This is a genomic window from Halobacillus sp. 12SKB (assembly GCF_052941655.1).
Genome location: NZ_JBRFWR010000001.1, coordinates 2,731,665 through 2,755,309 on the forward strand (window position 1 = coordinate 2,731,665; position 23,645 = coordinate 2,755,309).

General features: G+C 35.5%; 32 protein-coding genes. 30 read left to right on the forward strand and 2 right to left on the reverse strand.

Annotation, left to right across the window (positions count from 1 at the left end):
- Positions 1-14: 14 nt before the first annotated feature.
- The 19 genes from ACQ4XT_RS13405 to ACQ4XT_RS13495 all read left to right on the forward strand — a co-directional run bounded on the left by ACQ4XT_RS13405 (position 15) and on the right by ACQ4XT_RS13495 (position 13,884).
- Positions 15-1,169: a saccharopine dehydrogenase family protein gene (locus tag ACQ4XT_RS13405; RefSeq protein WP_446854096.1), complete on the forward strand. Its 1,155-nt coding sequence runs from the start codon at positions 15-17 to the stop codon at positions 1,167-1,169.
- 297 nt (positions 1,170-1,466) lie between these two features.
- Positions 1,467-1,769 carry a hypothetical protein gene (locus ACQ4XT_RS13410; protein WP_446854097.1) on the forward strand — a complete coding sequence of 101 codons (303 nt, stop codon included), beginning with the start codon at positions 1,467-1,469 and terminating at the stop codon, positions 1,767-1,769.
- 281 nt (positions 1,770-2,050) lie between these two features.
- Positions 2,051-2,407 carry a DnaJ family domain-containing protein gene (locus ACQ4XT_RS13415; protein ID WP_446854098.1) on the forward strand — a complete coding sequence of 119 codons (357 nt, stop codon included), beginning with the start codon at positions 2,051-2,053 and terminating at the stop codon, positions 2,405-2,407.
- Positions 2,408-2,523: 116 nt separating this feature from the next.
- Positions 2,524-3,756 carry an MFS transporter gene (locus ACQ4XT_RS13420; RefSeq protein ID WP_446854099.1) on the forward strand — a complete coding sequence of 411 codons (1,233 nt, stop codon included), beginning with the start codon at positions 2,524-2,526 and terminating at the stop codon, positions 3,754-3,756.
- A gap of 356 nt (positions 3,757-4,112) precedes the next feature.
- Positions 4,113-4,385: a hypothetical protein gene (locus ACQ4XT_RS13425; RefSeq protein ID WP_446854100.1), complete on the forward strand. Its 273-nt coding sequence runs from the start codon at positions 4,113-4,115 to the stop codon at positions 4,383-4,385.
- Positions 4,386-4,592: 207 nt separating this feature from the next.
- Complete coding sequence (locus tag ACQ4XT_RS13430; protein ID WP_446854101.1) at positions 4,593-5,249, forward strand: Type 1 glutamine amidotransferase-like domain-containing protein; 657 nt, start codon at positions 4,593-4,595, stop codon at positions 5,247-5,249.
- Between the two features lie 270 nt (positions 5,250-5,519).
- A complete protein-coding gene (locus ACQ4XT_RS13435; RefSeq protein WP_446854102.1) occupies positions 5,520-5,834 on the forward strand; it encodes a MazG nucleotide pyrophosphohydrolase domain-containing protein in 315 nt (104 codons plus the stop codon).
- 138 nt (positions 5,835-5,972) lie between these two features.
- The gene (locus ACQ4XT_RS13440) at positions 5,973-6,476 is read left to right on the forward strand and encodes a phosphoribosylanthranilate isomerase (protein ID WP_446854103.1); all 504 of its coding nucleotides are present in this window, start codon (positions 5,973-5,975) and stop codon (positions 6,474-6,476) included.
- A gap of 252 nt (positions 6,477-6,728) precedes the next feature.
- Entirely contained in the window at positions 6,729-7,046 is a 318-nt protein-coding gene (locus tag ACQ4XT_RS13445; protein WP_446854104.1) for a hypothetical protein, read from the forward strand.
- Between the two features lie 876 nt (positions 7,047-7,922).
- On the forward strand, positions 7,923-8,210 hold the full coding sequence (locus ACQ4XT_RS13450; RefSeq protein ID WP_446854105.1) for a TIGR04104 family putative zinc finger protein: 288 nt from the start codon (positions 7,923-7,925) through the stop codon (positions 8,208-8,210).
- Positions 8,211-8,608: 398 nt separating this feature from the next.
- Positions 8,609-8,926: an ArsR/SmtB family transcription factor gene (locus ACQ4XT_RS13455; RefSeq protein WP_446854106.1), complete on the forward strand. Its 318-nt coding sequence runs from the start codon at positions 8,609-8,611 to the stop codon at positions 8,924-8,926.
- 272 nt (positions 8,927-9,198) lie between these two features.
- A complete protein-coding gene (locus ACQ4XT_RS13460) occupies positions 9,199-10,068 on the forward strand; it encodes a permease (protein WP_446854107.1) in 870 nt (289 codons plus the stop codon).
- Positions 10,069-10,082: 14 nt separating this feature from the next.
- A complete protein-coding gene (locus ACQ4XT_RS13465) occupies positions 10,083-10,220 on the forward strand; it encodes a hypothetical protein (protein WP_446854108.1) in 138 nt (45 codons plus the stop codon).
- Between the two features lie 24 nt (positions 10,221-10,244).
- On the forward strand, positions 10,245-10,703 hold the full coding sequence (locus tag ACQ4XT_RS13470) for a GNAT family N-acetyltransferase (protein ID WP_446854109.1): 459 nt from the start codon (positions 10,245-10,247) through the stop codon (positions 10,701-10,703).
- 492 nt (positions 10,704-11,195) lie between these two features.
- Positions 11,196-11,528, forward strand: coding sequence for an immunity protein CdiI family protein (locus ACQ4XT_RS13475; RefSeq protein ID WP_446854110.1), 333 nt, complete (start codon positions 11,196-11,198; stop codon positions 11,526-11,528).
- Positions 11,529-11,621: 93 nt separating this feature from the next.
- Positions 11,622-11,894 (forward strand): hypothetical protein, encoded by a 273-nt coding sequence (locus ACQ4XT_RS13480; protein WP_446854111.1) that lies wholly within the window; start codon positions 11,622-11,624, stop codon positions 11,892-11,894.
- 130 nt (positions 11,895-12,024) lie between these two features.
- Positions 12,025-12,285, forward strand: coding sequence for a hypothetical protein (locus ACQ4XT_RS13485; protein ID WP_446854112.1), 261 nt, complete (start codon positions 12,025-12,027; stop codon positions 12,283-12,285).
- A 365-nt stretch (positions 12,286-12,650) separates the two neighbouring features.
- On the forward strand, positions 12,651-13,124 hold the full coding sequence (locus ACQ4XT_RS13490; protein WP_446854113.1) for a hypothetical protein: 474 nt from the start codon (positions 12,651-12,653) through the stop codon (positions 13,122-13,124).
- A 43-nt stretch (positions 13,125-13,167) separates the two neighbouring features.
- Positions 13,168-13,884, forward strand: coding sequence for a DJ-1/PfpI family protein (locus ACQ4XT_RS13495; RefSeq protein WP_446854114.1), 717 nt, complete (start codon positions 13,168-13,170; stop codon positions 13,882-13,884).
- Positions 13,885-14,301: 417 nt separating this feature from the next.
- Here the strand turns inward: ACQ4XT_RS13495 and ACQ4XT_RS13500 are convergent, their stop codons facing one another.
- Entirely contained in the window at positions 14,302-14,499 is a 198-nt protein-coding gene (locus ACQ4XT_RS13500; RefSeq protein ID WP_035543224.1) for a cold-shock protein, read from the reverse strand.
- A gap of 876 nt (positions 14,500-15,375) precedes the next feature.
- Between ACQ4XT_RS13500 and ACQ4XT_RS13505 the strand changes: the two genes are divergently transcribed.
- The 7 genes from ACQ4XT_RS13505 to ACQ4XT_RS13535 all read left to right on the forward strand — a co-directional run bounded on the left by ACQ4XT_RS13505 (position 15,376) and on the right by ACQ4XT_RS13535 (position 19,110).
- Positions 15,376-15,534 carry a hypothetical protein gene (locus tag ACQ4XT_RS13505; RefSeq protein WP_446854115.1) on the forward strand — a complete coding sequence of 53 codons (159 nt, stop codon included), beginning with the start codon at positions 15,376-15,378 and terminating at the stop codon, positions 15,532-15,534.
- A 425-nt stretch (positions 15,535-15,959) separates the two neighbouring features.
- Positions 15,960-16,166, forward strand: a complete 207-nt coding sequence (locus ACQ4XT_RS13510; RefSeq protein WP_446854116.1) for a helix-turn-helix transcriptional regulator — start codon at positions 15,960-15,962, stop codon at positions 16,164-16,166.
- A gap of 23 nt (positions 16,167-16,189) precedes the next feature.
- Positions 16,190-16,573 carry a hypothetical protein gene (locus tag ACQ4XT_RS13515; protein WP_446854117.1) on the forward strand — a complete coding sequence of 128 codons (384 nt, stop codon included), beginning with the start codon at positions 16,190-16,192 and terminating at the stop codon, positions 16,571-16,573.
- A gap of 738 nt (positions 16,574-17,311) precedes the next feature.
- Complete coding sequence (locus ACQ4XT_RS13520) at positions 17,312-17,491, forward strand: hypothetical protein (RefSeq protein WP_446854118.1); 180 nt, start codon at positions 17,312-17,314, stop codon at positions 17,489-17,491.
- Positions 17,492-17,829: 338 nt separating this feature from the next.
- Positions 17,830-18,249: a hypothetical protein gene (locus ACQ4XT_RS13525; protein ID WP_446854119.1), complete on the forward strand. Its 420-nt coding sequence runs from the start codon at positions 17,830-17,832 to the stop codon at positions 18,247-18,249.
- Positions 18,250-18,307: 58 nt separating this feature from the next.
- Complete coding sequence (locus ACQ4XT_RS13530) at positions 18,308-18,613, forward strand: hypothetical protein (protein WP_446854120.1); 306 nt, start codon at positions 18,308-18,310, stop codon at positions 18,611-18,613.
- Positions 18,614-18,834: 221 nt separating this feature from the next.
- On the forward strand, positions 18,835-19,110 hold the full coding sequence (locus ACQ4XT_RS13535) for a hypothetical protein (RefSeq protein WP_446854121.1): 276 nt from the start codon (positions 18,835-18,837) through the stop codon (positions 19,108-19,110).
- Between the two features lie 1,734 nt (positions 19,111-20,844).
- Here ACQ4XT_RS13535 and ACQ4XT_RS13540 read toward each other — a convergent pair.
- Positions 20,845-21,357 (reverse strand): DUF6143 family protein, encoded by a 513-nt coding sequence (locus ACQ4XT_RS13540; protein WP_446854122.1) that lies wholly within the window; start codon positions 21,355-21,357, stop codon positions 20,845-20,847.
- A 271-nt stretch (positions 21,358-21,628) separates the two neighbouring features.
- Between ACQ4XT_RS13540 and ACQ4XT_RS13545 the strand changes: the two genes are divergently transcribed.
- The 4 genes from ACQ4XT_RS13545 (at position 21,629) to ACQ4XT_RS13560 (ending at position 23,394) form a co-directional block, all read left to right on the forward strand.
- A complete protein-coding gene (locus ACQ4XT_RS13545) occupies positions 21,629-22,093 on the forward strand; it encodes a hypothetical protein (RefSeq protein WP_446854123.1) in 465 nt (154 codons plus the stop codon).
- 232 nt (positions 22,094-22,325) lie between these two features.
- Positions 22,326-22,511, forward strand: coding sequence for a glycine zipper domain-containing protein (locus ACQ4XT_RS13550; protein ID WP_446854124.1), 186 nt, complete (start codon positions 22,326-22,328; stop codon positions 22,509-22,511).
- Positions 22,512-22,889: 378 nt separating this feature from the next.
- Positions 22,890-23,105 carry a helix-turn-helix transcriptional regulator gene (locus ACQ4XT_RS13555; RefSeq protein ID WP_160842064.1) on the forward strand — a complete coding sequence of 72 codons (216 nt, stop codon included), beginning with the start codon at positions 22,890-22,892 and terminating at the stop codon, positions 23,103-23,105.
- Between the two features lies 1 nt (position 23,106).
- Complete coding sequence (locus ACQ4XT_RS13560) at positions 23,107-23,394, forward strand: hypothetical protein (RefSeq protein ID WP_446854125.1); 288 nt, start codon at positions 23,107-23,109, stop codon at positions 23,392-23,394.
- Positions 23,395-23,645: the final 251 nt, after the last annotated feature.

Below are 23,645 nucleotides of genomic sequence, written 5' to 3' on the forward strand. Positions count from 1 at the left end.
ACAGAGATAAAGGAGTGCGGACTATGAAAGTAGCTGTTCTAGGGTCTGGATTGATGGGAAAAGAAGCGGCGCGCGATCTCGTCCACAGTTCGGGAGTGAAGAAAGTCGGACTCGCTGACATCGATCTCGACCGTGCGCAACGAGTTTCTGATTCATTGAACTCATCAAAAATACAAGGATTCAAAGTGGATGCCGAAAATCAGACCGAACTTGCAGAGTTCATTAGAAACTATGATGTTGTCATCAATGCGCTTTTCTACTCCTTCAATGAAATTGTCGCGAAAACAGCGATCGAAGTCGGGGTCCACTCCGTCGACCTGGGGGGACACATCGGTCACATTACCGATAAAGTGCTGGAGCTCGATGAACAGGCGAAAGAAGCCGGAGTGACGGTCATCCCTGATCTCGGTGTCGCTCCTGGTATGATCAACATTTTATCAGGATACGGTGCAGGCAAGCTCGATAAACTTGAATCGATCCGCCTGTTCGTGGGTGGCATTCCGGTAAGGCCGGACCCGCCGCTTGAGTATAACCACGTGTTTTCCATGGAAGGGTTGCTGGATCATTACTCCGATCCTTCAATGATCATCAGAGATGGAAAACTGCGGGAAGTCGAGTCGTTGACGGAAATCGAGAACATCTATTTTGAACGCTTCGGACCACTCGAAGCTTTTCATACATCTGGCGGGACGTCGACGCTCTTAAAATCGTACCCGCACATCGACAGTCTCGAGTACAAGACGATCCGCTATCCCGGCCATGCAGAAAAAATGAAGCTGCTCGTCGACCTCAACCTGACCGGAGCCGATCAAGTCGTCAATATCCGGGGAACGGAAATCAAGACGAGGGAAGTGCTGCTGAAGAGCATCGATCCCCTCCTTGAACTGAAGGATAAAGACGATGCCGTCCTGCTCCGTGTCATCGTCGGTGGAGAGAAAGACGGGGTACGGAAAGCTTGTGAATATGAAATGGTCACCTATAAAGACAGGGCGACGAACGTAACCGCGATGGCACGCGCAACAGCGAACACCATCTCTGTCGTCGCCCAATTGATCGGCGGAGGAACAATTACAAAACGAGGCGTATACCCACCGGAAACGATCGTGCCAGGCGATGTGTATATTGATGAAATGATGAGGCGCGGAGTTGTAATCAGAGAACAGGCGTAGGTTTTATAAAGACCGGACATTGTCCGGTCTTTTGCTTTTTGTGGTTCCATGTACGGTTTCCTGTATTCATTATAGTATCTACAAACAAGCGCGTCGTGCCAGGTGTGAAGCTCAAACTTTCACAAATGCGTAGAAATTTTTACATGGAGTTTAGGAACGAAAGAATGAAAACGGTTATCCTAGGGGTAAGCTGGACGGTTTGTTAAAGCTTTGTGAATAAAGCAACAAACGACAGATAATGAGTTTAAAAGCACGTATGATTAGGTATGTATAATGAAAAATGGGGAGTGCGTATAGGTGCATATAAATGGGATTGAGAACCTGAAATTTCATAGTCAGTTGAGTTTGAAGCAAGTGGAGGATCGTGTCATCATAACGGCAGACTTTCCGAAAGAATTACGGGTAGAACTAGGGATGAGAGAACCATTTTTATACGTCACCCTTTATGTCAGGGGCGGCGCACGCATTAAAATTATCGATGAAGACAATGCTACGTTACACATTCCATCCAAGAAGGATTTCGAACAGAAAACGTACAATAAGATCATCAATTTTGCTAAAGAGCATGCGAAGCAATTCCGTTCTGAAAGGATTCAATAGCTTAGTATTTTATGTTGTGGTCAATCACTACTTTTCTCGACAGTTAAACTAAAAATTAACCAAAGATATTTCAAGTATACAAACCAGTATTGTTCTCCTCTAATAAAAGAGGAGAACAATACTGGTTTTAAATTTATCTCGAAACTGAGTCTTACGCTAACGGGCAGGTTAGTTGAAGACTCAGTTTCGAGATAACTGGAATTAAACACTTCAATTCTGTATCAAAAAGAGACAAAAATTTACCAATTTGTGTTAATATCCCACTAAGGAGGTTGCTTATAATGAAAAATAAAGATCGAGATAGTTTTAGAGAAAATTTATATTACAAAGACCACATTTCTCAAATTGTACATGATGCGAAGGAAAAGGGGGATTTTGACAACCTCCCTGGAAAAGGTAAGCCCTTAGATTTAAATAAGAACCCCGTTAATAGTTATGAAGGTCAGCTAAATAAAACACTTAAAGATAATAATGTCATACCGGCATGGATTCAGTTAGGGAACGAAATTGATTCTTTGAAGGAAAGACTAGAATCTTGTGATCCAGGAGAGGAGAAGAAGATTAGAAAACTAATAAACAAAAAAATAAAGAGTTACAATTGGAAGTGCCCACCCTCACTGCAAAAGGGTTTATTATAATTTGGGAGGGTAAGGCATACCTCTTACTGGTATGAATAGAGAGTAATTGTCTAGATTAAGTTTACAGGTTAAGGTTTTATGATAGCGGTTTCATCACGCTGTGTTGAGGTGATAATTTGATTAAGCAAATATGGATACATAAGTGGAAACAACCCGTATTACTTCTTACAGGGGTTGGTATTTCCAGGTTAGGTGACTTCATTTATCTTGTGGCAATTAATTTGTTAGTTTTGAAAATGACTGGATCAGCAGCTGCTGTTGCTGGACTTTGGGCTATCAGTCCACTTGCAGTGATCTTTACCCAGTTTTGGTCAGGGAGCATTGTCGATAGAGGTAATAAACGTCACCTAATGATTGGTATGGATATAGTGCGTGCAGGAGCAGTTGGGGTTATTCCACTCCTACCTAACGTTTGGGCAATATACTTCGTGTTATTCCTCATCGGTATGGCAAAAGCATTTTTTAACCCTACTTCAATGACTTTTACAACCCAGCTTGTCCCAATGTATCAGCGTAAACGGTTCAATTCAATCAATAGTCTGATTACTTCAGGGGCATTCATTGTAGGTCCTTCCATTGCAGGTATCTTAATCATGATAGGTTCTGTTGACTTTGCAATTTACATAAATGCAGTTTCTTTTTTGGTTTCTGCTTTTTTTCTATATTTGCTACCTAATGTGGACAGTAAAGTTGAATTGAATAAGGGAAAGCTTTCAATAAAACAGATGCAAGAAGACTGGAAGGAAGTCATTGATTATGGTAAACGGGAATCGTTTATTATTTCGGTTTATGTGTTGTATCTGGTAACCACTGTTTGCACATTAGCCATGGATTCCCAGGAAGTAGTATTCACCCAGCAAGTAGTAGGTGTATCAGAGTTTCAATTCAGTCTTTTAGTCACTATTACTGGTATCGGTTTTGTTTCTGGATCATTATTGATTGCTGTCGTTTCTAAGTATATCTCTACAAAGAATTTGATCGGGATAGGGTTTCTTTTGGTGTCTGTAGGTTATGGAATATATGCATTCTCGCATACATTCATGATGTTGGTAATTGGTTTTATTATCCTCGGGTTCTTCAACGCATTTTCAAGTACTGGAATCCTTACGTTCTATCAAAATAATATCCCTGTTGAGCGGATGGGGAGGATTACGAGTGTTTTAGGAGTGCTCCAAAGTATAGCTCAAATTTCTTTCATTTTATTGATTGGTTTACTTGGGGAGTGGTCTTTGCGTTATACGATTATAGGGATGGCAGCCTTTTTATTTATTACTTCCATAGCCATTATTTTATTGGTGTATAAGCGATCCAAACAAAAGTATTTTTTGGAAGATGTTTCAGGGATTTGATTCTTCAGTTTATATACTCACTATTATCGCTTGTGCTTAGATTTCTTAATTCCATTGTCAGAAATCTTGCAGTCGAGTCATACACAAACGGGGACAATTCTTTAACAGAAGAATTGTCCCCTTCTTAATGTTTTGGGCAGGTTTGTTGAAGACTCAGTTTCGAGATAATTATTGATAAAGCATGTGTTTACTTTTATGGAATTAGTGTTTCCTAAGCCTCAAGACTTATGGCTAAATAAATCTGAAGTTCATATATAAGTATAAATTTGTATGATATGATGGAAAAAATTAGTGTTTGAAATAGGGGATAATGCCCTGTTTGTTACGTAAAAAAAGTTATGAGGGAGGGTGTGCGTATGAATGTTGGGATTAAAATAGTTAGCCTTTTTAGTCTACCAGTAATAGTTGTTCTTTATGTTGGATTGCTCTTTTCTGCTTTTATTGCAGTAATAAGCGGAGTACTTAGAGCTTCAGGAATAGAGAGCATACCAATGAGCATTTTACCAGGGGTTACTATGCCTGAATGGTTAGGTATGCCAATGGCAGTTATAGTTGCTGGTCTTTTACTATGGTTTACAAATAGGTTATACAAAATATTAAAACAATTACTGTTTAACATAAGAAATTAAATAGACTTTGGGATATTCACAGATCTTTAAAGAACTTTTCGGTGATACCTTGGTTTCTAGTCTTACAGAAACGGGGCTTTTCTGGAATACAAAAAGCTCTTGCTATTGCTTTTTGAGGCAAAGTTGAAATACTGTGTTGGTGACAAGAAAACAGTATGAGTAACGCTGGAGATATATGATATTTATATTTTGCTAAGGGAGATACTTATGAAAACTCATTATTATTTAGGTTGGTTTAGAAACTTTTTTCCTGAGAATCTGAGAAATGTTTTAAAGGAAGATATCATTGATAGAAAATCAATGGTTATGATTAGCTCCAATCCGTCTCTTTATGATGATAATGGTGCCACTGAACGATCATGGCTTGATCAGGCAGGCATTAAGTTTGATGAATATCATTTAATTAATTATCAGGTTCAAAAGGAAGATGCTCAAACGTTAATTCACAATGCTTCAGTTATTTTCTTTTTGGGTGGAAATATTCTTAAACAAAATGGTTTTTTGATGGAATATGAATTGTCGGATTGGATTAAAAAAAGCAGCGCAGTTGTAATGGGGGCAAGTGCTGGTGCAATCAACATGTCCGCTAAATGGTTATGCTCAAAAAAACTAGGAGATGAAGTTGAAGGAAGCTCTGTTTACGAAGGAATCGGCCTTGACGAGTTTTCTGTCTTATCTCATTTTGATCTAGAAAATAACATGGAGCTTGTTCAAAGGGAACTGTCTCCCTTGTCAGAAGAAATAAATATTTATGCCTCGAATAAAGATTGCGCTGTTCGTATAAAGGGTGACAAAGTTGACATTATTGGGGATGTATATTTTATTTCTCAATCAAAAATTCAGAAATTGGATGAGACAGTCTAGTTTAGGTGAATGGCTAAAGATTAATTGTATTCATTTTTTATAGTAGATCCATTTTACATAGGAAAATACGCAAATGTCTACATAAGCTACGGCAACTGAGTAGGTGAAAAGTATAAGAGTATCTCGAATTCAAGTCTTATAGAAACGGGGGCAATTCATGAATAGTTGTTAACTATGTGGATGCAAGTATTGAACTAAGTAAGCAGGACCGTGAAATTAATGCATATTTAATAGCTAATAAGACGAATAACATTAAAAGTGAGGGTTCATATGAAGCAATTAACATTTAGTGAGTTACAAAGCTACCTAGCACTAAAATACAAAGAAGGACGCACTTCATCTGGTTTGTTTATGAAATTAGTAGAAGAAATTGGCGAGGTAGCAGAGGTTCTAAACCAGTTAGAAGGTCGAAAGGAAAATTCAGGGGATTCTTCTTTAGAAAAAGAGTTAGTAGATGTTATACACTACGCAGTAGCACTTGCAAGTATTAATGAAATTGATTTAACAAAGGCCATTATTAACAAGGATAAAGTTGCTGCAATTAAATATAATCAATCTCCAAATTTAGAAGAGTATTTAGGTTAGCTAAATATTTATTGAAATGTCTCGAAATCAAGTATTACAGTAAAGGGGGCAATAGCTGAAGAAGAGATACCTTTATTGCATTTTCGGAGTGCTTTAACCAAAGAAGTTAGATGAGGTAAACGATATAGGAGGGAGAAAATGAATAATCACAAATTTGGTGAGTTTATAAAAATTGCACAAAGATTGAATGATATTGAAATTTTTCCATTGTTAATGGGTTCGGTTGGTTTAGAAGTCATCACAGATAAAAACTGGGATGCACAAGACTTAGATATTCATGTGCCTGGTGATAAAAGAGGCTGGGAAGTATCGCCAGAATCTAACATACATAACTGGAATGATATAGTAAACATTATGAATTCGTTGGAATATACCTTGATTGATTTACATGAACATGAATTCTCGAAACAAGGTTTATCAGTTGAGTTTGGAATAATTGACACTTTGCCTGGTTTCGCAGGAGTACACTTAGATGAGCTAGAAATGCATCAAAGGGGAGAGGTGAAGTATTACTTACTGAACCAGGACCAATACTTGAGTGTTTACGAATCTTCATCCAAGGATAGTTATCGAGCGGATAACAATAATAATAAAGACATTAAAAAAATAGATTTTTTAAAAGGAATAACATATGATAATTAAAAGTTTCATGAGACGACACACTTAACGTAAGTAAAGTATTTTGTGAATATATCTCGATTTCGAATCTTCATGTAACGGGGGCAATTGTTCAATAGAGCATTAGCCCTTAATTACATAAGCGCAAGGAAGACCGTGGCATTTAACTATTTAACTGACGGAGCAGATTAGTGGAAGAGTGTTTGGTATTATGTTCCGCAATCGAGACATTTTGTTGAGGAGAAATTAGAAAGAAAAAGAGAAGGTGGGATAAATATGTTCGATGCTGGTTGGCTTAACATCGGCAGTTTGGTACTTGGATTAGTTGCTTGGATAATTCCTATTATTAATCTTGCGTTAGGTAAAAAACAGATGAATAAGAAATGGATTGCTCTTACCATTATCAGTTTCAGCGCTTGTGCTATCGCAATATGTTTACAAATTTTTTATAACCTTTACTTGGTAAACATTGAAGACTGGTCTGCTCTGTCGGAAATGCACGCTGTAGCTGTTGCTTCAACTGTACTTGTCATTGTTACCATTTTATTAAATGCACCTACGTTGTTTTTATATCGGGTTAGGGGCGCTTCGTAAAACTAACGGGGCTATAGTTAAATTATTAACATACAATAAAAGTCATAAAAAGGAGTAGTCTATGGTAAAGAAAAAATTTTTAGCAGCTCTAATAACTCTAATAATAACAGTTCCTTTATATAGTTTTATCTCTAAAAGCGACGCATCTGACTTCGTAAGCTTTTTTGTCTATATTCTGACCTTTGCAATTGTATGTGGGACCCTTTTATCAATTGTTATTGGTTATATTGAGACTAAAATGATTTCTCTTAGCTTCCCGTTACGATTGATCCTACATATTATCATAGCCTTACTATTAACAGCAATTTTTGTTAATGATAGTTACTTCCAAATTATCTTTTATTTTGCTTTGCCAGTTGCTAGCGTTTTTTTCGTGATCGATGAAGTGTTAAGAAATACATTTAATAAACCAAGTAAAGTTGCTCTCTAGTGGAGGTGCTTAGTCACGTTTTGTCTTTAAGACTGTGATGATACGGATAATATCTCTAATTCAAGTCTTCAACTAACGGGGGCGATTGTTGTACAATGACTATCGGTTATTAAATGATAGAAAAATTTTTAGGAATATTCAATGGATGTACTTGTGCCAACTTTATTAATGTTTTTCCCTATTATAGTATTGGCTTTCCTAATAAGGTGGGTACGCTTAATAAAAAATAATAGTGACATTCAGGTTGAACAAAATAAAAAGATCATATCACTTTTAGATAAAGCAGAAAATGAAAAGTAATTGTTGCTTCACGAACGCATGCGGAAGGATTTACTCTACGGCTTTAAGATTATCTCGAAATCAAGTCGTATAGAGAAGAGGGCGTTTATTATATTCGAAAATCTAGAATTAATTCGGAAAGCCTATGGGAAAGTTGGTGTATTTAAATGACTAGGTGTGATTGCTGCAATACTAAGTTTACATGGTGGAGTTTACTTAAGAAGAACAGTTTTTATGGTTCTCTTAAATGTCGGATTTGTGGTTGTAAACATAGGATAGATTTCGCTTCAAGGTTCTCAGTCACACTAGTAAGTGTTGTTCCATTTATGATGTTTGGTTTGATTTTATCACCTTTTGAGAGTATTTTTTTAACTATATTAGTCGCACTTCTTATATTTATTCTTGGCATGTTACTAACTCCTTTTGTGGTGAATTATAAATTAACGAGAAGGTAGGGAGTTTTCAAGAAATACTATATAACATTGATTCAAACAAATCTCGAATTCGAGTCTTAAACTAACGGGGGCTTTACTTCAATAAGGTAAATTAGTTCTTCTTGTTAAAGTAACGGTGCAGAAGGTGGTGAAAAAGAAAGTGACCAGGAGTGAAGTAAAGTGCTAAAGAAAAAGTGGAGTTCCGTGGCTTTTGCAAATGATGAAGCTTTTCGCTCCGGTTCCGGATAAGATTGTTTAATTTGTTAAAGTCCTTTTTGCAATCTCAAAGATTGATAAAGAGTACTGCAATAATTATTGAATTATAAATCAAAAAAATTTGATTTATCGATTGACTTCACCGTATGGAAAGTTTATCCTTGTTATACATCAATAAAAGTTGATTTAAAGGAGGCGAGAATATGAAGAAAGAAATAGCGAACAAGGACATTTCATTGGATTCAACATTTCTTACCTATCAAAAGAAATTTAAAGCACTGGCAGACGGAAAGAGGTTGCACATTCTTCATGAAATTACTGAGTCTGGTGAAGTCTGTGTTTGTGATCTATCGGAAAAGCTACATTTACCCCAGTCAAAGCTTTCATACCATTTGAAAATCTTGATGGACGCAGACATAATCCTTAAAGAAACGCGTGGAACTTGGAGTTATTACAAGTTGAATCACTCCGAAATCAACCACCTATTGTCTGAAGAGCTTTGCTGTTTGTTCAGAAGATAAATTTTTTGAACTATATATCAAAAAAAATTGATGAAAGGTGTGTCGAAGAATGAACCCTTATTTACTGAAAATCAACAGAGAACAAATAAAAAAATCTATACGCTTTTACCGTCAGCCAATAAATACTCAAACTCAAAAATCAGAAACAGGAAGATTCTTTCCTCATTTGACTGGCTTCTTTAAGGAAAGGGGCGAAGAAGCTTGTTGTTGCTGTTGAAGCTTCATTCTGTATGAGTTTTTAATCAAAAAAAATTGATGAAGGAGGTTTTGACATGGAGGAAATATTGAAAAGCTTTCTAAGTATTGCTCTAGAACTGACATTGCTGTTTGTGGTCGTATCTTTCACCATCAATTTGCTGCAGGGTTTCATTCCGTATCGACGAATGGAAGAGCTTATGGATAAAAGTCATCCGCTTGTCAGCGCCGTGATCGCCGTTGGTTTTGCTTTTGTGACTCCCTTTTGTTCTTGTTCGACCATTCCAATTGTTGTGAACTTATTACGAAATCGAGTCAGGTTTTCGATTGTCATGATTTTCTTATTCGCATCCCCAGTCTTGGATATCACGATCATCACTTTAATGACGGCAATACTCGGTTGGAAGGTATCACTAACATACACCATCGTGACGGTTTTATTTTCCGTCATAATCGGATTCTCTTTAAGCTCACTTGGTTTCCAGAATCAATTGAAGAATGTGATGGTTGATGGGTTTTCATATCCTGAGACAGGAAAGAGGTTCGATTTCAAATACGCTCTAGCAGAAACGTTATCATTGATGAAAACCGTTTATCCTTTCCTGATTATCGGAGCAGGAATCGGCTCGATTATTCATGGATCTATTCCGAGTGAATGGATATCTACATATATGGGAGGGGAGAACTGGTGGCTCGTGCCTATTGCGGCCATCATCGGAATCCCTCTGTATATCCGTTTGGCTACAATGATTCCATTGTCTCAAATACTTATCACGAAGGGGATGGCTCTTGGGCCTGTAATGGCACTAATGATTGCTTCAGCTGGTGCGAGTTTACCTGAAGTTACTCTTCTCCACAGTATATTTAAACAAAAATTAGTAATTGCATTTGTGAGTTCGGTTTTACTGATGTCTACAATTTCGGGATTCTTGTTTTATCTTATATAAAGGAGTGAGCTATGATGGAATGGCTGAAAAAGCTAAAAGGTAATAAAGAGGAGAAAGCTTGTTGTAAAGTACAAATTAAAGAAGTGAAACAGGATAAAGAGGATAACGTTTCAAACTCTTCATGTTGTAGCAAAGATAAGCAGTTCAAGTGATTTACTCTGAAGGAGGGAGTTATTTTGAATACAAGGAGAGTTAACCTTAATTCTGACATAGAGTTACTCAAAAAATTTAGATTAGATACAGAATTGGAAAGTGTTGGGTGTTATACACTTTTTAATACAGATGAATATCTTAACCGCATTAGGATGAGGCTCCAGGAACAACCTGATGGCCAGTTATTGGTAGAAGAAAACGATGAAACGATTGGACAAGTAGACCTGGTGATCAAGGAATACAACAATAGAAGAATAGGTTATGTGAATTTAATTTACCTTGTGCCTGCTTATAGAGGTTTAGGGTACGGTAAACAAATAATTAGCCTAGCCGAAAACTATTTTAAAAAACACCAAATGAAAGAATACCATTTGAGAGTTTCTTCTACTAATACTAACGCTCTAAAACTTTATACAGCGCAGGGTATGGAAAAAATATATAAGGATTCTGAGCAAAATTGGTGTATGAGAAAAGCCTTGTGATGTTGCTTCTTACGGGGGTATCTTAAATTGTAGAAAGTAAAAACTCGCCTAAGAAATAGTAAGTAAATCTAAATATTATCTTGAATTCAAGTCTTCCTGTAACGGGGGCTATTGTTCAATAAGAATGGTGGCCTTTTTATATATAGAGATTTGGATTGATTTCTACAAAATAATTTGTTTGAAACAAAGTGGGACCTTCTTTCGTAGATATACTTGAAACGGATGAAAATATTGAAGAAGGACTAATAACAAGTGGACGTGTGAAGATTAGAGGTGGTCAAAGTGCTAAGTTATATTAGATTTTTCTTTTCCATGATTGTCGGCATTTTCTTATGGAATATATTGTTTTCATCTGATAACCAGACAATCGTTGACATAATTGGAATCTCTTTTTTTGCAACATTATTTAAATGGTTATATGAGGTGTCTTTCGAAGGATCAGAAGGTACTGAGAAAACTTAAATTAAGGTCATAAATGGAGATGGAAACAATATGAGGTGTCTATGTAAACAACAAGAAACAAATGAATTAAAAGTTGAGGGAGATGTAGGAGCAGACCCTATCTGGTGTAATCAATGTAATTGTAACCTTGAGCTAGAAGAGGTTCCAATTGAACTCAATTTGAAATTGGAATTAATGAAATGGATTAGAGAGTATGGTGAATGGATTGATTGGGATAAAGGTGGAATAGTTCCTAATGGAATTGAACTTGAAGAAGAGCATAATAAAAAAGGATTAAAAATAACAGAAAAAGTAATGAAGGAACTTGAAGGAAAATATAAAGTCTCATTCTCACCTTCTACATTTGCGTATGAATATAAATAGAGATTCTTCAAAGCAAAACTAGGTAGCATACCTGGATACACGTGAATGATGCACTCTGAACTTGCGTGAATGTTTTGATTAGGAGGTGTAAGAGTGAAAGACATTGAGCGAATAAAAAAACACATAAAGAAAGAAGAAGAAGTGATAGGGTTATTCTCCTTGTTTATTGTGCTAGCAGTAGCTTTCGGGGGAGGAGAAACTTTATATGCAGGTGTTGCAATAATAGGGGTTTTGTTAATAAAATTCCTTTTAGATTTTTTCAACCAAAGCAGAAGGGAACATAAGTTGCACAAAAGAGCTTTTAATAATCTTTCAGCTGTCACCGTTGTCATCATGGCTATATTAGCTTTTAGATTGATGTTTTAATGAATTATTAGAGAAGATTCCTTCCTTGTTAACTTATGAGAAAGGACATTGAGATCAATATATTGGCGTGTGACTTTTGAACACCCGAGGTAAACAAAAATTTTAAGATACCAGAAGGGTGGAGGGCTCTATGAATAAGGAGAAACTTTTTAAAATAATGGCTTTATCAAGTGTGATTATATGTATAACGGTTTGGATTCCTAACATAGTATTTCAAATCTCTAGTCCGTTATGGATGATAACATTTATTATAGCGCCCGTTGGTATTGTGTTTGCGAGCTTAATAAAAAATGCTTGGCTCATAGTATCTAATGTTGCTATGCTTTTTAGCTTCTTCATTTTAATGTTTGCTGGGTATATTATTAACTATATAACTGGTGGAACCCCATAAATATGATGTGAATGGGCATGGATACTATGATGGTTTTTTCTTTCTCGGTCGGAGTAGGTGCTTTAAGCATTGTATTGACAATGGTTAAGAACGATATGGGAATTATTGTTTATATCTAAAGGTATATGTATATTTCAATTTATCTCGAAATCGAGTCTTGAAGAAACGGGCACGATTCTATAAGAGAGAATGGCCTCCTTATTATGGTTTGGGTATGATACTTGAGGGTTTAGGTTCGCGATATAAATATTTGAAACTTTAATAAATCTGAATCGTATGTGAAATATGAGACCTTTTGCATATATATGCTGTAGACTACACTTTTAAGATGCAATCGACAACATGGTCATAGAAGGGAAGATAGTATGAAAAAATTATTACTAATAATAACATTAGCATTGATTTTAGGGGGGTGTAGTTCGACAAATGGATTATACAAATTCAACAATGATGAACTGAGCAAAAAAACGATAGATATGGCTTTCAACCCTCAACTTCCGACAGAACTTCCATTTGAAGTAGAACAAACTGAATTTAGTCATCCACCTAAAGTGCAGCAGCCTTATAAAACTTTAACATTTGATTTCTATGGAGAAAGTAAGGAGCACCTTAGTTTATTAACTATAAACGGAGGTGAAGTTTCATCTACTTCTCAAGAAGAATATCAAGATGTACAAGTAGGGGATAAATCCGGAAAATATTTTGTTGATAGTTCAGAAAATAAGACTTTGAGATGGGAAGAAGGGAAGATTCATTATGTTTTAAAATATTTTGCTGAACAGTCGGAAACTAAAGTTGAAAAGAATGACTTAATTGAGGCAGCAGAGTCTTTTCAATAATATCATGAAGAAAATTATTTTACCTTGGCATACATAATATATCTTGAATTTTTTTGAAGAATTGGGCGCGATTTTATATCAAAGGATTGTCTCCTTATGTGTGGAATACGAGTATTTTTCTTGGAGGAGTAATATGATTAATGTCTACATTTATGCACTGGACACATTAGCAGACTGGGAAATTGGATATGTGACGTCAGAATTAAATTCGGGTCAATACTTTAAGAAAAATAGTGATCATGTTTCTGTTAAGATCGTTGGGGCTTCCAGGGATTCAATTGTAACCAAGGGAGGGATGAGAGTTATACCAGATATAACCACTGACGAAATCGTTTCTTCTCCAGCGTCAGTTTTGTTGCTGCCAGGGGCAGATACGTGGAATGACTCAAAGCATAAACCGATTATAGAAAAGGCAACTGAACTGTTAGAATGTGGAGCTATTGTTGCTGCGATTTGCGGTGCTACAACTGTACTCGCCGAAGCTGGTGTTTTTAATAAACGTGTACATACTAGCAACAGTCTTGATTATCTCAAGATGGTAAGCCCGAGTTATAAAGGGGAATCCTATTATAGAGATGTTAAAGCCATTTCGGACCAAAACTTGATAACAGCTAGTTCTGCAGGTGCGCTGCCATTCGCTCAAATTGTACTAGATAAGTTAGATGTCTTCTCTGAGGAAACCCTTGAGGCATGGTATAGCTACTATAATACGGGGGACCCTAAATATTTCTACGGTTTAATGCAGACACTGCCTTCTTAATTGAACTGAATGAACCAATATTGATAAATTTATAGAATATCTTGAATTAGAGTCTTCCGTTAACGGGGGCAAAGCCGGAGTAAGACTCTTATAAGACCAGTGTCTTCAAAAAACCTCTAAAAAAATGTGGATTCCTTAGCTGTTTCGAGAGGATTTGCACCAATGAATTCAACATAACGCCTCGATAGAAGTATTTTTACAAAGATGCAGAAGCGCGTTTATAGAATAACGCGTCTTGTGAGTTTTGAGCATTTATGATGATTCAGTATTGAAGCTTTTCTTCTCGGTGGAATTATAAGTTTTACTAAAAGAAATAATCTTCCCAGTTCTGAATTGAATTCTAAATCTTACCTAACCAAAGCCCATTAAAAAAAAGAGACTTCCGAATTCGGAAGTCTCTTTTTTAACTAGTAACGATTATTTTTGAACGTTAGCAGCTTGTGGTCCACGGTTACCTTCTACGATTTCAAAGGAAACTGTCTCATTTTCTTCTAATGTTTTGAAACCTTCGCCTTGAATAGCAGAGAAATGAACGAATACATCGTCTTGCCCTTCTACTTCAATAAAACCAAAACCTTTACTTTCATTAAACCATTTAACATTACCTTGTAACATAACTTGTTACCTCCTGCGTGGAACGGATCCACATTGTATTACTATTATTGCTCTGCATATTCATTCCAGACGAAAGTTACTTACTAGTTACTTAGGCTTTCATTCGTAAACACGAACAAGAATAATTAACTTTAATTGTACCAACAAAGTTAATTATCGTCAACCGGGGAGGGGCGGGGGCGTGGATTTTTTCTTATGTTGCTTATAGTAGCTATTGTCTCTTCCACTTTGATGTTGCAACTCCTGATCCAGGAAATCCCTCAATTGGGTCATTACAAAGTTATAATGGTAGATCCTTAGTTGTGAGATTTAAGAATAGATTAGTGGGGGAGTTTATTCAGCGATATGTAAAACAAAAAAGTGAGGGTAACCTCACTTTAAAACAGCTCTGTCGATCAATTTGTTTTTCTAACCTCTTTTATATAACTCAATTTGGTTCTTTAACATTGTTTTTTTGACATTCAGAAATAGGTGAATCGCTGTATAATCTCTCAAGTATGGCTATTTCTCTTTGGAAAAGTAGCTTTTCGTCATATGACATCTTTTGCTTTCCTAAAATTAGGACGTATGGGCTCTTACCCTAAGTGAGAACATAATAAACCGAATTTTAATTACAAGAGAACTATCTAAAATGACATTCAAAGATGAATTCACCAAGTCTTAGATGAATCTACCGATTTATCCTGAAGTTGGTTATTCCATTAAAATACTTGAAGCTGCCTCTTTTAGGCACTCTCTTCCAACTTTCCATACTTATCGTTCTAAGTTTGACTCGATTTAGGAGCGATCCAAATAAGGAAATGCACTCTTGGGTAATTATTATGAAGGGAATATATTCTTTCTGTCGAATTAGTTCGTTAGGAGGGAGGTGGTGGAATGCAGCACCCATCATCAAAGCTTGATTATCTTATTGTTTACTTGGAAACCCTTTCAAAAATTAAGAGCGGGGATGAAGAAACGTATCCTGCCTGGGTCAATGAAAAGATGCAACAAACATGTGAACAGATTGAATCCTTAAGTAAACAACTTTACTAAATTATGGCATCCCATAACGGGGTGCTTTTTCATGCTAACAAAACTATTACATAAATGGGTACAAGGGTAAGGTGTTATGAATACTTGATCCAATGGCTTTAAAAGGGAAGCAAAAGAAAAGATAGGAAATCAAGGTGAACCAACTTGGAAAATGGCCCGGCCAATTCTTTATTGCAAATTCTGTGAGAGGAAATAATAAGAATTCTTCCCATTTAGTTTATCTCGAAGTCAAGTCTTCAAGTATAGGGGGCGTTAGTTGAATAACCCCAAAATAAAAAAAGAGGGACTTCGATTAAATTGGAAGTTCTTTTTTTGCTAGTAATATGAACATTAGACCTTAACAATAATCAAAGGAGTGTGTAAAGCACCCTTTACGTAAAGGGTGCTTTACTATACACTGATGTATGTAGGAGTTGGTAAGAACATTGAAAAATAAAATGAATGAACATAGAAAGAAGCTTGGTTTATCTCAAGACAAGTTAGCAGCAAAGTTAGGGGTATCTAGACAAACAATTATATCAATCGAAAAGGGGAGGTATAATCCTTCTCTTCCATTAGCTATGATAATCGCTGAAGTATTTGATACAACTGTGGAGAACATCTTTTTCCTGGAACAGGACGATTATAAGTAATCTTATTATCAGGAGGTAGTATTATGAATAATAAATTTGGTCAAATTCAATTTGTGGTCTTTGGATTTCTCTTTTTACTATTTAGCGTAATAACAAGTATCGCATCAATTTCAGGTGAGGTATTTCCGTTGGGGCACGATATAGTGTTGTTAGGTGTTAGCGTGATGTCGTTTTGCAATGCTTACCTTTATCCACAATTTAAAGAAAATGATGAACGCTCAAAACGAATACGGGAAAAGGGCATGTTTATTAGCTACTTTTTCCTTTTAGGTTATATGATAATACTGATGGGGCTTTTCCAATTTAATATAATAACTTTGAGTGGGTATCAAAGTGTAAGTATGTTAGCTGCTTTAACAATGATAACTGTCTTTATGTCTTTTGTTGTAATTTCGAGACGCGTTTAAATAGCAATTCTTATTCAATTCGTTATATTAGGAACTACATCAAGATATCTCGAAATGAAGTCTTACATAAACGCGGGCAATTCTAAAACAAAGGGATTGCCCTCTTCTTAGTTTAGGGTAGGTTTGTTGAAGAATCAGATTCGATATATTTGGATATTTTTTGAAAATTATATTGTTATTAAGCGTACATTTTATTAAATTGATCATTACCCCCTTCTATGCAATGAAAGGAGAAAATAATGAATATGGTTCTGGGTGCAAATCTTATACTGTGGGGGGTTTTTAGCTTATGTTCCTCATTATTTAAAATGAAACGCATAGAAGATTATGAGGATGATGCAAAATTCGGTTCAAGCGGCTATATAGAGTGGGAAAGTCTATTTAAATTGTTTAATAAAATCCCGTATAGCTTGGCTAAAAGTTTTGTAGTAATCATTGGTACATCATCGTAATATTAGGAGCTTGTGTAATATAAGCGTTAAAATTACCTCGAAATCAAGTGTTCCGTTAACGGGGGCGATTGTTCAATAAGAGCATTCGCTTTTTTTTTTTGATAACGGGCAGGTTAGGAAGACTTGAATTCAGATAGTTTTGTTATTTAAACAATTTGCATTTTACTTTTAGTGAAATTTTCATAGAAGTTTAGCAGATCATTCAATTACAAAATATGGATAATGTGGTACGGTTGATCTACACAAAATAGCTGAAAATTATACCAATTAAAAAAGGGGGAGTAATATGAAAAACACAGGAATGTATTTTATATTATTTGCTGTATTAATTCACGGTGTACTAGATATATTTGATGGAGTTGCTTTGATTTACCGCTTAATAAATTTAAGCTTTTTACTGCTTATTGCTGTTGGAGTCCATATGTTATCAACAAAGAGAAAGAATAGATCAACAACTCAGCATTGAAAAAAGCATATCCTTAAAATTGCTATATCTTTTCGGATAATAAACATGAAGTGAATAGTGCAATCATCTTAAAGAACTGAAAGTATTCTTTTGGAAAATCACTAATCAAAAATTTGCAGGTTGTGGAAAAGTAAAGTACTGATTAAATTGTTATATTGAAGTAAAGGGAGCTATAGCTGAGGATCGTTCTAATGATCTTCAGCTTATTGTTTATTTACTTGGCATTATTCTTGGAGGCTCAGTTTTGAGTTGATATTGTTAATTACCTTAAGAAGTCGGACTTTTAGTTGGAACTTATAATGCTGTCATTACGTAGAGGTGGATAGGGGGGTGTTTCTATGTATGGTGTTACATATTTTTACGCTTTAACAGCGATTGGATTGCTATTTTTCATTCCGTATTTGATCCTTAGAGACCTTAAGAAGGGCAGGAAAATTTCTTCGATTCTCACATCTAATTTAATGCTTGTAATTTTGCTATTTGTGGCATTAGGTGAAGTATTAAAAACAGTTCTGTCGGAAGCATACATGATGTATTACAATCAGGTGTTCTTTCTTGTGATAATTGTATTTATTGTTGTGCCACTTGTATTGTTCTTGTTTTTCACTGTGAAAAAAGAGCATCAAAAGTGGGAGGATCCGCAGGAATACAAATACGAATGGCTATATAAAGTTAGATACCTTTTACTAGGGTGCGTGGGGGTACTTTTCGTCGGTGCTTTGTACCGTTTCTATCAAGTATATGTCTTCCTTTTTTAATCTTTAGTCAATTATCCCATAGAAGGTATTTGTTCTTTTTATAATACATAGATGAGTTATGGAGAGTTGTAAGATTTTTGTGTTGATATTGAGGAGGGGAAGAGAGATTAAAGTAGTTGAAGTGTTATTACTTATAATTGCAATGGCTTCAGTTTGTACATACTTGTTTTATAAGGCCGACTATTTAATTTACATAGCATTAGCTGGAGGGATTGGCTATTCAATATTACATTTAATAAGAACATATGATAAAAGAAAGGGAGAAGTATTAGGTAACCCTGACGCTAAATACTATAATACGTTTGATACTTATCATGACGATTTTTCTAATGGTGATAGTTTCACTGATGATAGCGATAATTAATTTTCTTTCTAGAGCCAAAGTAAGTGTAGATTATCTCGATATCAAGTCTTATAGAAACGGGGGCGATTGTTCAACATGAGCAATCGCATTTTTACTAATGGGCAGGTTTGTGGAAGACTCAGTTTTGAGGTAGTTTCATCCATGGATTGTAAATTGTTAAGAGGATTGCTACTCTTTATGTTGAATGTAAAAATTAGGTAGTTCCGTTGGGAGGATGAGAGATGGAAGAAGATTGGACTACATTTTCTCCACTAGGATTAGTGATTAAATATGATTATGTGAAGATAGATGTTCTGAACAATTATGGTGAAGTGAATATAGTAGACCTAAGAAATGAAAAAGTCTTAATGAAGCTGTTCATAAATTTAAAAGAGGATGTAGTAGAGAAAGAAGGTTCATTGGAAAATTACGATATGGATGAAGAGGCTACTATTACAGAGATTAAAGGTAATGTTGAATACTTCATAAGTAAGGGGATAACGAATCCTTTTAATTAAATGTGCTCTTTTCTTATTCAGGGTAAGGGGGCGTTTGCTCAGTAGGAATACTCGTCTTTTTCATTAGAGAGCAGAATTGTTGATACTTTCCTATCCGTAGAAGAATACAATTAAACGTTAAAATTTGAAATGGAGGTATGTAAGTTGAAAGTTGAAGTTCTTATATTTGTACTAAGCATACTGTTAATGCCCTATTTTTTGTTCGAACTTATTAGTGAGATTAGTGATCAAGCAGGAATTATATCACTAATCTCACCAATTTTTATGTTGGTATTGTTAATTTTGTCCGCAAGCCTTATTGTCATTCATTGGAAAGAGAAAAAAGAGACGGTAAATTAAACTAAAAGAATATAAAGGTTATTAGGTTATTGGGTGTGTTAGTTGAAGAACAACGCCATATTATCTCGGATTCGAGTCTTCATGAAACGGGGGCGATTGCTTAATAGGAGTAATCGTTTTTTTTTCACTATAGAGCAGGTATGCAGAAGACTCAATTTCGATATAAAACACTGTATGAAATTAAATTGAATCGATTTCGTATGTTTATTAGGAAGCTTTATTAAATAAGCATAGCAGCTTGAGATAATTTTAAATAACGAAAGTGGGTTAGGTTTTAACCGTTAACAAAAGTGTTTTGAAGGGAGAAGAAGAATGAAAAGGGTAAGAAATTTATTTTTTGCTGGATTACTCTTATTTTTGTTAGGAATATATTTATCTACTCTTTCATTAACTCATTGGGTTATCATCGGTACATTACTTGCCATAATCGGTGGATTTTTAATGGGGGGTAGTACATATTTTTCACCTAAATTTAAGAAGTAAACACCTTAAGTTTACCTATTCTTCAAGTTAAGGATGATCCTTTAAGTATGCCAAGTATATTTGATAATTTCTACGTCGTATTTTTATTAGTTTTAGGGCTCGCCCTATTTACACTAGGTTTATTTAGATTCATCACAAACCAGTGGAACTCTTAATAAAAGGCGGAAGAAGCACCTCCTTTGATGGTAACCAAACTGTCGATGTAACTATTAAATGGGATGAACAACAAGAAAAAATAGAATTAAAGGAAACGGTGACATTTCTATATTAGATTAGTAACATTATTTTTAATGAGGTGTTGAAATGGAATTCATAGCATTTTTCTTATTTGGATTTTTAGCATGCTTTATCATAAGTTCTATATTTAACTTTGTGTTTAATATGAGAAGCAGGAGAGACTGGATCATTACAGTGGTATTGAGTATTGTATTAGGTTTAATTTTCTTGCCTTTCATGGTAGGTTAGGTTGTTTATACTCAATAACTTAGTATTTATCTCGATTTCAAGTCTTATAGAAACTAGGGCGATTACTTAATATAGTACTCTCCTTTATTACATAATCATATGGCTAATAAAATTCAATTTGAAATTGACGGTGCAGACTTGCTAGTTATTTCAATAAGAACGCTAAGATGAAGGTGGTGTAACTACCAATGGACGATGTTGTAAGGTGTCCTGAGAGTGGGGACGAGTTGAAGCAAAGATATATTTTCTCTCCTCGAAGAATTTGCTGGCCAGACTCGCCTGATTAGATCATTGCTGACTTTGGAAGTGAAACATAAATAGGTGATACATGTTCAAAAGTCAAAAAAGTTCCAGAAGGTGTGGAGAATGTAGTAATAGCAGTAATTCTGACCTTAACTTATTTAACAAACGGGGGCTTTTGTGTGATACAGAAAGCGCTTGTAAAATTTAAAAGATTGCTTTACTCTCATACCATTCAAACTCTATTTGAGATTCAGCAGAAGTGCGACTACATAAAAAGAACATTGCGTTTGTTCCTGGTTCTATAATTAATCGACCGTCAACTCTAAAGCCCAGTTCGGTCTTTTGGGGACTTAACGCTCTGGTACCTACAACTTTTCCTCCTGAAAATGAACCTGATACACTAGGGTTAAATAGAATTTCTCCTACAGGCTTATGATTGGAGGCAAGTTTCAGAACACTCACGTCTGATGATCGACGTGGAATTCCAGGTGGGTCAGCATTAATAACAAAGTCTGCCTTCACTAGTTTAGTCGAGAAGTTTGTCAAAGCAAAAAAAGAGACATATAAATTCACATTAGATTCTAACGGATTTACAAGTTGAGCCCATGCATTTTTATTAGCGCTCGTCTTTAACACCCCAGAAGTTCCAGCAAACAACCTTCCTTTACTACTCTGAAATGCCGTGTTTATAATATCTGCTTTTGGCCTAATTTCCATGTAAGGTCTACCTCCTACCAGGTCCACTTTTTACAATATATATACTTTAGAATAGTCATTATGCTTTTAAAACAATTAATATTTTCCTGGGTCTTAGCTGTATATAGAAAGGGAAGATAGATTACTACTATACTCGCCTTTTACATTGGGAGGAAAAGACTAAAATGGGATGATTTTTTAATAGATCCTTAATGAGAGATTATTGAGTGAGAAAAGGTATAAAAATCAATAAGTCTCAGTTTTAAGACATCAACTAAAGGGGGAACAAACGATGATCTGCCTAGAAAATTTTAGTGGAGGTGACGGGGTGAAGCAGGTCGTACACGCATGGGTTCCACATGAAGCTTGTACCCATTATATATCGTTGGATAAATGCACACTGCTCCCTTACTGGATAGAATTGAAGTTTACGCTTCTTTTCAGAAATGATAATGGTGGGCTTTGTAATTCAGGAAAAAAGATCACCTTTACATTCGAATCCCCCGTTGCAGTAAGGTACTCGGAGGAGGCAGACCGAGAAGACTTAATTAATGCAGATTTTGTTGATGAGTCTTCGGTGGCCCAAGACCTCGTGTGGCCTTACTTCAAAGTGGAAGTTTCAGATTTCCTGCAATGGCAACTCAATCTTAATGCAGCTATTGGGGAACCGAGTAAGCTGACGTGTTTTGGTTTTACCGAAGAGCACTATTTATTTGAAGTCCTAAGTAATAAGGACCCTGTCGTGAATGTGGTTTGATTCAGCATTTGGATTTCAGTCTATCCTATGATGTCTTAATCAAGGAGAATTTTCAGCGATTGCGATCGTTAGTTGGAAAATAACTATTGAGTATCTCGAATTCGAGTCTTCACGTAACGGGGGCGTTTGCTTAATAGATAATCGCTCTAATTACTTAAGGATAAAAACTATACCGGAACTAGATTGAGGAAGAGTAAAGGCAAGTAAGGGTATCAGAAGGGAAATGTAAATAATGGGAAAAAATAAAAAAACAACCGGGGATACTTATCTACCGGTTCGAATTGGTATTGGGTTATCTTTAGGAGCAGTGCTAGGGTTAACTTTATTTGATGAATTAGCGATCGGAGCTGGTATAGGTTTAGTTCTTGGAGTGATGGTTGGAACAACAATTGATTCAGATAAAGCAAAAAAAGAATAAAAAACTACTTATCTAATCTTTTGCTAAAGAAAAAGGCAGTAAGAGATATCTCGAATACTAGACATACATAAACGGGGGCATTAGTTAAATATGCCAATTCAAAAAGAACTTCCATTTTAATGGGGGTTCTTTTTTTGCAAGTGGTATAAAAAAGAAGTTTTCTCAGAAACAAAAATTGATGTAACCTCTTTATGTAAGGTGAATTTCACGAGCTACTACCTTGAATTTTCATACTGTCCCATAATAGTGAAGGCTTGGTTGTTCTCCGCTTAAGATTAAACAGTCAAGCCAAGGTTCTGTAAAATGTTCTTGTCAAAATGTTAAAGATTGTATTCAATTTGACAAAAATATGTTACATTGAACTTGAGGAGGAAAAAAATGAAAAAAACGGGTAATTTATCAAATTCTGTTTATTTATTGCGAGCAGAAAGGAGGTTATCGCAAAGTGAATTAGCTAAATTAATTGGTGTAAGCCGTCAGACAATCGCATCTTTAGAATCAAATAAGTATAATCCCTCTTTGGTTCTTGCGTTTAAGATTGCTCGTACATTTGATAAGAACGTTGAAGATATATTTACATATGAGGAGGAATAACATGTTAACGATTATTACTTACATTCTGTTCATCCCACTAATTTTAAGTTTTTTGCACTGGGCTACTTTCATGAACACTGAAGGAAAAGATGAAAGAGGTCAAATTATATTGGGAAGAGTTAGCCAAGTTACCTGGGGGCTAATTATTTTTGGAGGCGCTATTCTCCTTATAATTGATATTTTGTTCACTCTTTCTAAAACATCATTTCAACAAGGATTACTTATCCTTTTTTCCATTGTTATGATAGTAAATTCTACCTCTATATATAGAATTAAAAAGACAATGTAAGGGATCTGATATTCACCAATGATGTAGTGAAATCTGTTAATTATCTTGAGTTCAAGTCTTACGCTACAGGGGACTATTCTGGGAGACTTTAAGGAATACAAACACCAAGTATAAAGTTATAGTTTCCAATATAAGTAGGAGAAGTAGAATTGCAAAATGTGCAAAAGAACAAAAGATGGTGTTATCTCTGCACTAGTTTTTGCATTTGTTGCTATCCTCTCTGTGTTCTGGATATACGCAGAAATAAAATG

Excerpts from the sequence above, each read along its gene's own strand:
- ACQ4XT_RS13415 (WP_446854098.1), top strand. The coding sequence starts at position 2,051 with ATGAAAAATAAAGATCGAGATAGTTTTAGAGAAAATTTATATTACAAA.
- ACQ4XT_RS13425 (WP_446854100.1), top strand. The coding sequence starts at position 4,113 with ATGAATGTTGGGATTAAAATAGTTAGCCTTTTTAGTCTACCAGTAATA.
- ACQ4XT_RS13430 (WP_446854101.1), top strand. The coding sequence starts at position 4,593 with ATGAAAACTCATTATTATTTAGGTTGGTTTAGAAACTTTTTTCCTGAG.
- ACQ4XT_RS13435 (WP_446854102.1), top strand. The coding sequence starts at position 5,520 with ATGAAGCAATTAACATTTAGTGAGTTACAAAGCTACCTAGCACTAAAA.
- ACQ4XT_RS13440 (WP_446854103.1), top strand. The coding sequence starts at position 5,973 with ATGAATAATCACAAATTTGGTGAGTTTATAAAAATTGCACAAAGATTG.
- ACQ4XT_RS13445 (WP_446854104.1), top strand. The coding sequence starts at position 6,729 with ATGTTCGATGCTGGTTGGCTTAACATCGGCAGTTTGGTACTTGGATTA.
- ACQ4XT_RS13450 (WP_446854105.1), top strand. The coding sequence starts at position 7,923 with ATGACTAGGTGTGATTGCTGCAATACTAAGTTTACATGGTGGAGTTTA.
- ACQ4XT_RS13455 (WP_446854106.1), top strand. The coding sequence starts at position 8,609 with ATGAAGAAAGAAATAGCGAACAAGGACATTTCATTGGATTCAACATTT.
- ACQ4XT_RS13460 (WP_446854107.1), top strand. The coding sequence starts at position 9,199 with ATGGAGGAAATATTGAAAAGCTTTCTAAGTATTGCTCTAGAACTGACA.
- ACQ4XT_RS13465 (WP_446854108.1), top strand. The coding sequence starts at position 10,083 with ATGGAATGGCTGAAAAAGCTAAAAGGTAATAAAGAGGAGAAAGCTTGT.
- ACQ4XT_RS13475 (WP_446854110.1), top strand. The coding sequence starts at position 11,196 with ATGAGGTGTCTATGTAAACAACAAGAAACAAATGAATTAAAAGTTGAG.
- ACQ4XT_RS13485 (WP_446854112.1), top strand. The coding sequence starts at position 12,025 with ATGAATAAGGAGAAACTTTTTAAAATAATGGCTTTATCAAGTGTGATT.
- ACQ4XT_RS13490 (WP_446854113.1), top strand. The coding sequence starts at position 12,651 with ATGAAAAAATTATTACTAATAATAACATTAGCATTGATTTTAGGGGGG.
- ACQ4XT_RS13500 (WP_035543224.1), bottom strand. The coding sequence starts at position 14,499 with ATGTTACAAGGTAATGTTAAATGGTTTAATGAAAGTAAAGGTTTTGGT.
- ACQ4XT_RS13505 (WP_446854115.1), top strand. The coding sequence starts at position 15,376 with ATGCAGCACCCATCATCAAAGCTTGATTATCTTATTGTTTACTTGGAA.
- ACQ4XT_RS13515 (WP_446854117.1), top strand. The coding sequence starts at position 16,190 with ATGAATAATAAATTTGGTCAAATTCAATTTGTGGTCTTTGGATTTCTC.
- ACQ4XT_RS13520 (WP_446854118.1), top strand. The coding sequence starts at position 17,312 with ATGAAAAACACAGGAATGTATTTTATATTATTTGCTGTATTAATTCAC.
- ACQ4XT_RS13525 (WP_446854119.1), top strand. The coding sequence starts at position 17,830 with ATGTATGGTGTTACATATTTTTACGCTTTAACAGCGATTGGATTGCTA.
- ACQ4XT_RS13530 (WP_446854120.1), top strand. The coding sequence starts at position 18,308 with ATGGAGAGTTGTAAGATTTTTGTGTTGATATTGAGGAGGGGAAGAGAG.
- ACQ4XT_RS13535 (WP_446854121.1), top strand. The coding sequence starts at position 18,835 with ATGGAAGAAGATTGGACTACATTTTCTCCACTAGGATTAGTGATTAAA.
- ACQ4XT_RS13540 (WP_446854122.1), bottom strand. The coding sequence starts at position 21,357 with ATGGAAATTAGGCCAAAAGCAGATATTATAAACACGGCATTTCAGAGT.
- ACQ4XT_RS13545 (WP_446854123.1), top strand. The coding sequence starts at position 21,629 with ATGATCTGCCTAGAAAATTTTAGTGGAGGTGACGGGGTGAAGCAGGTC.
- ACQ4XT_RS13550 (WP_446854124.1), top strand. The coding sequence starts at position 22,326 with ATGGGAAAAAATAAAAAAACAACCGGGGATACTTATCTACCGGTTCGA.
- ACQ4XT_RS13555 (WP_160842064.1), top strand. The coding sequence starts at position 22,890 with ATGAAAAAAACGGGTAATTTATCAAATTCTGTTTATTTATTGCGAGCA.
- ACQ4XT_RS13560 (WP_446854125.1), top strand. The coding sequence starts at position 23,107 with ATGTTAACGATTATTACTTACATTCTGTTCATCCCACTAATTTTAAGT.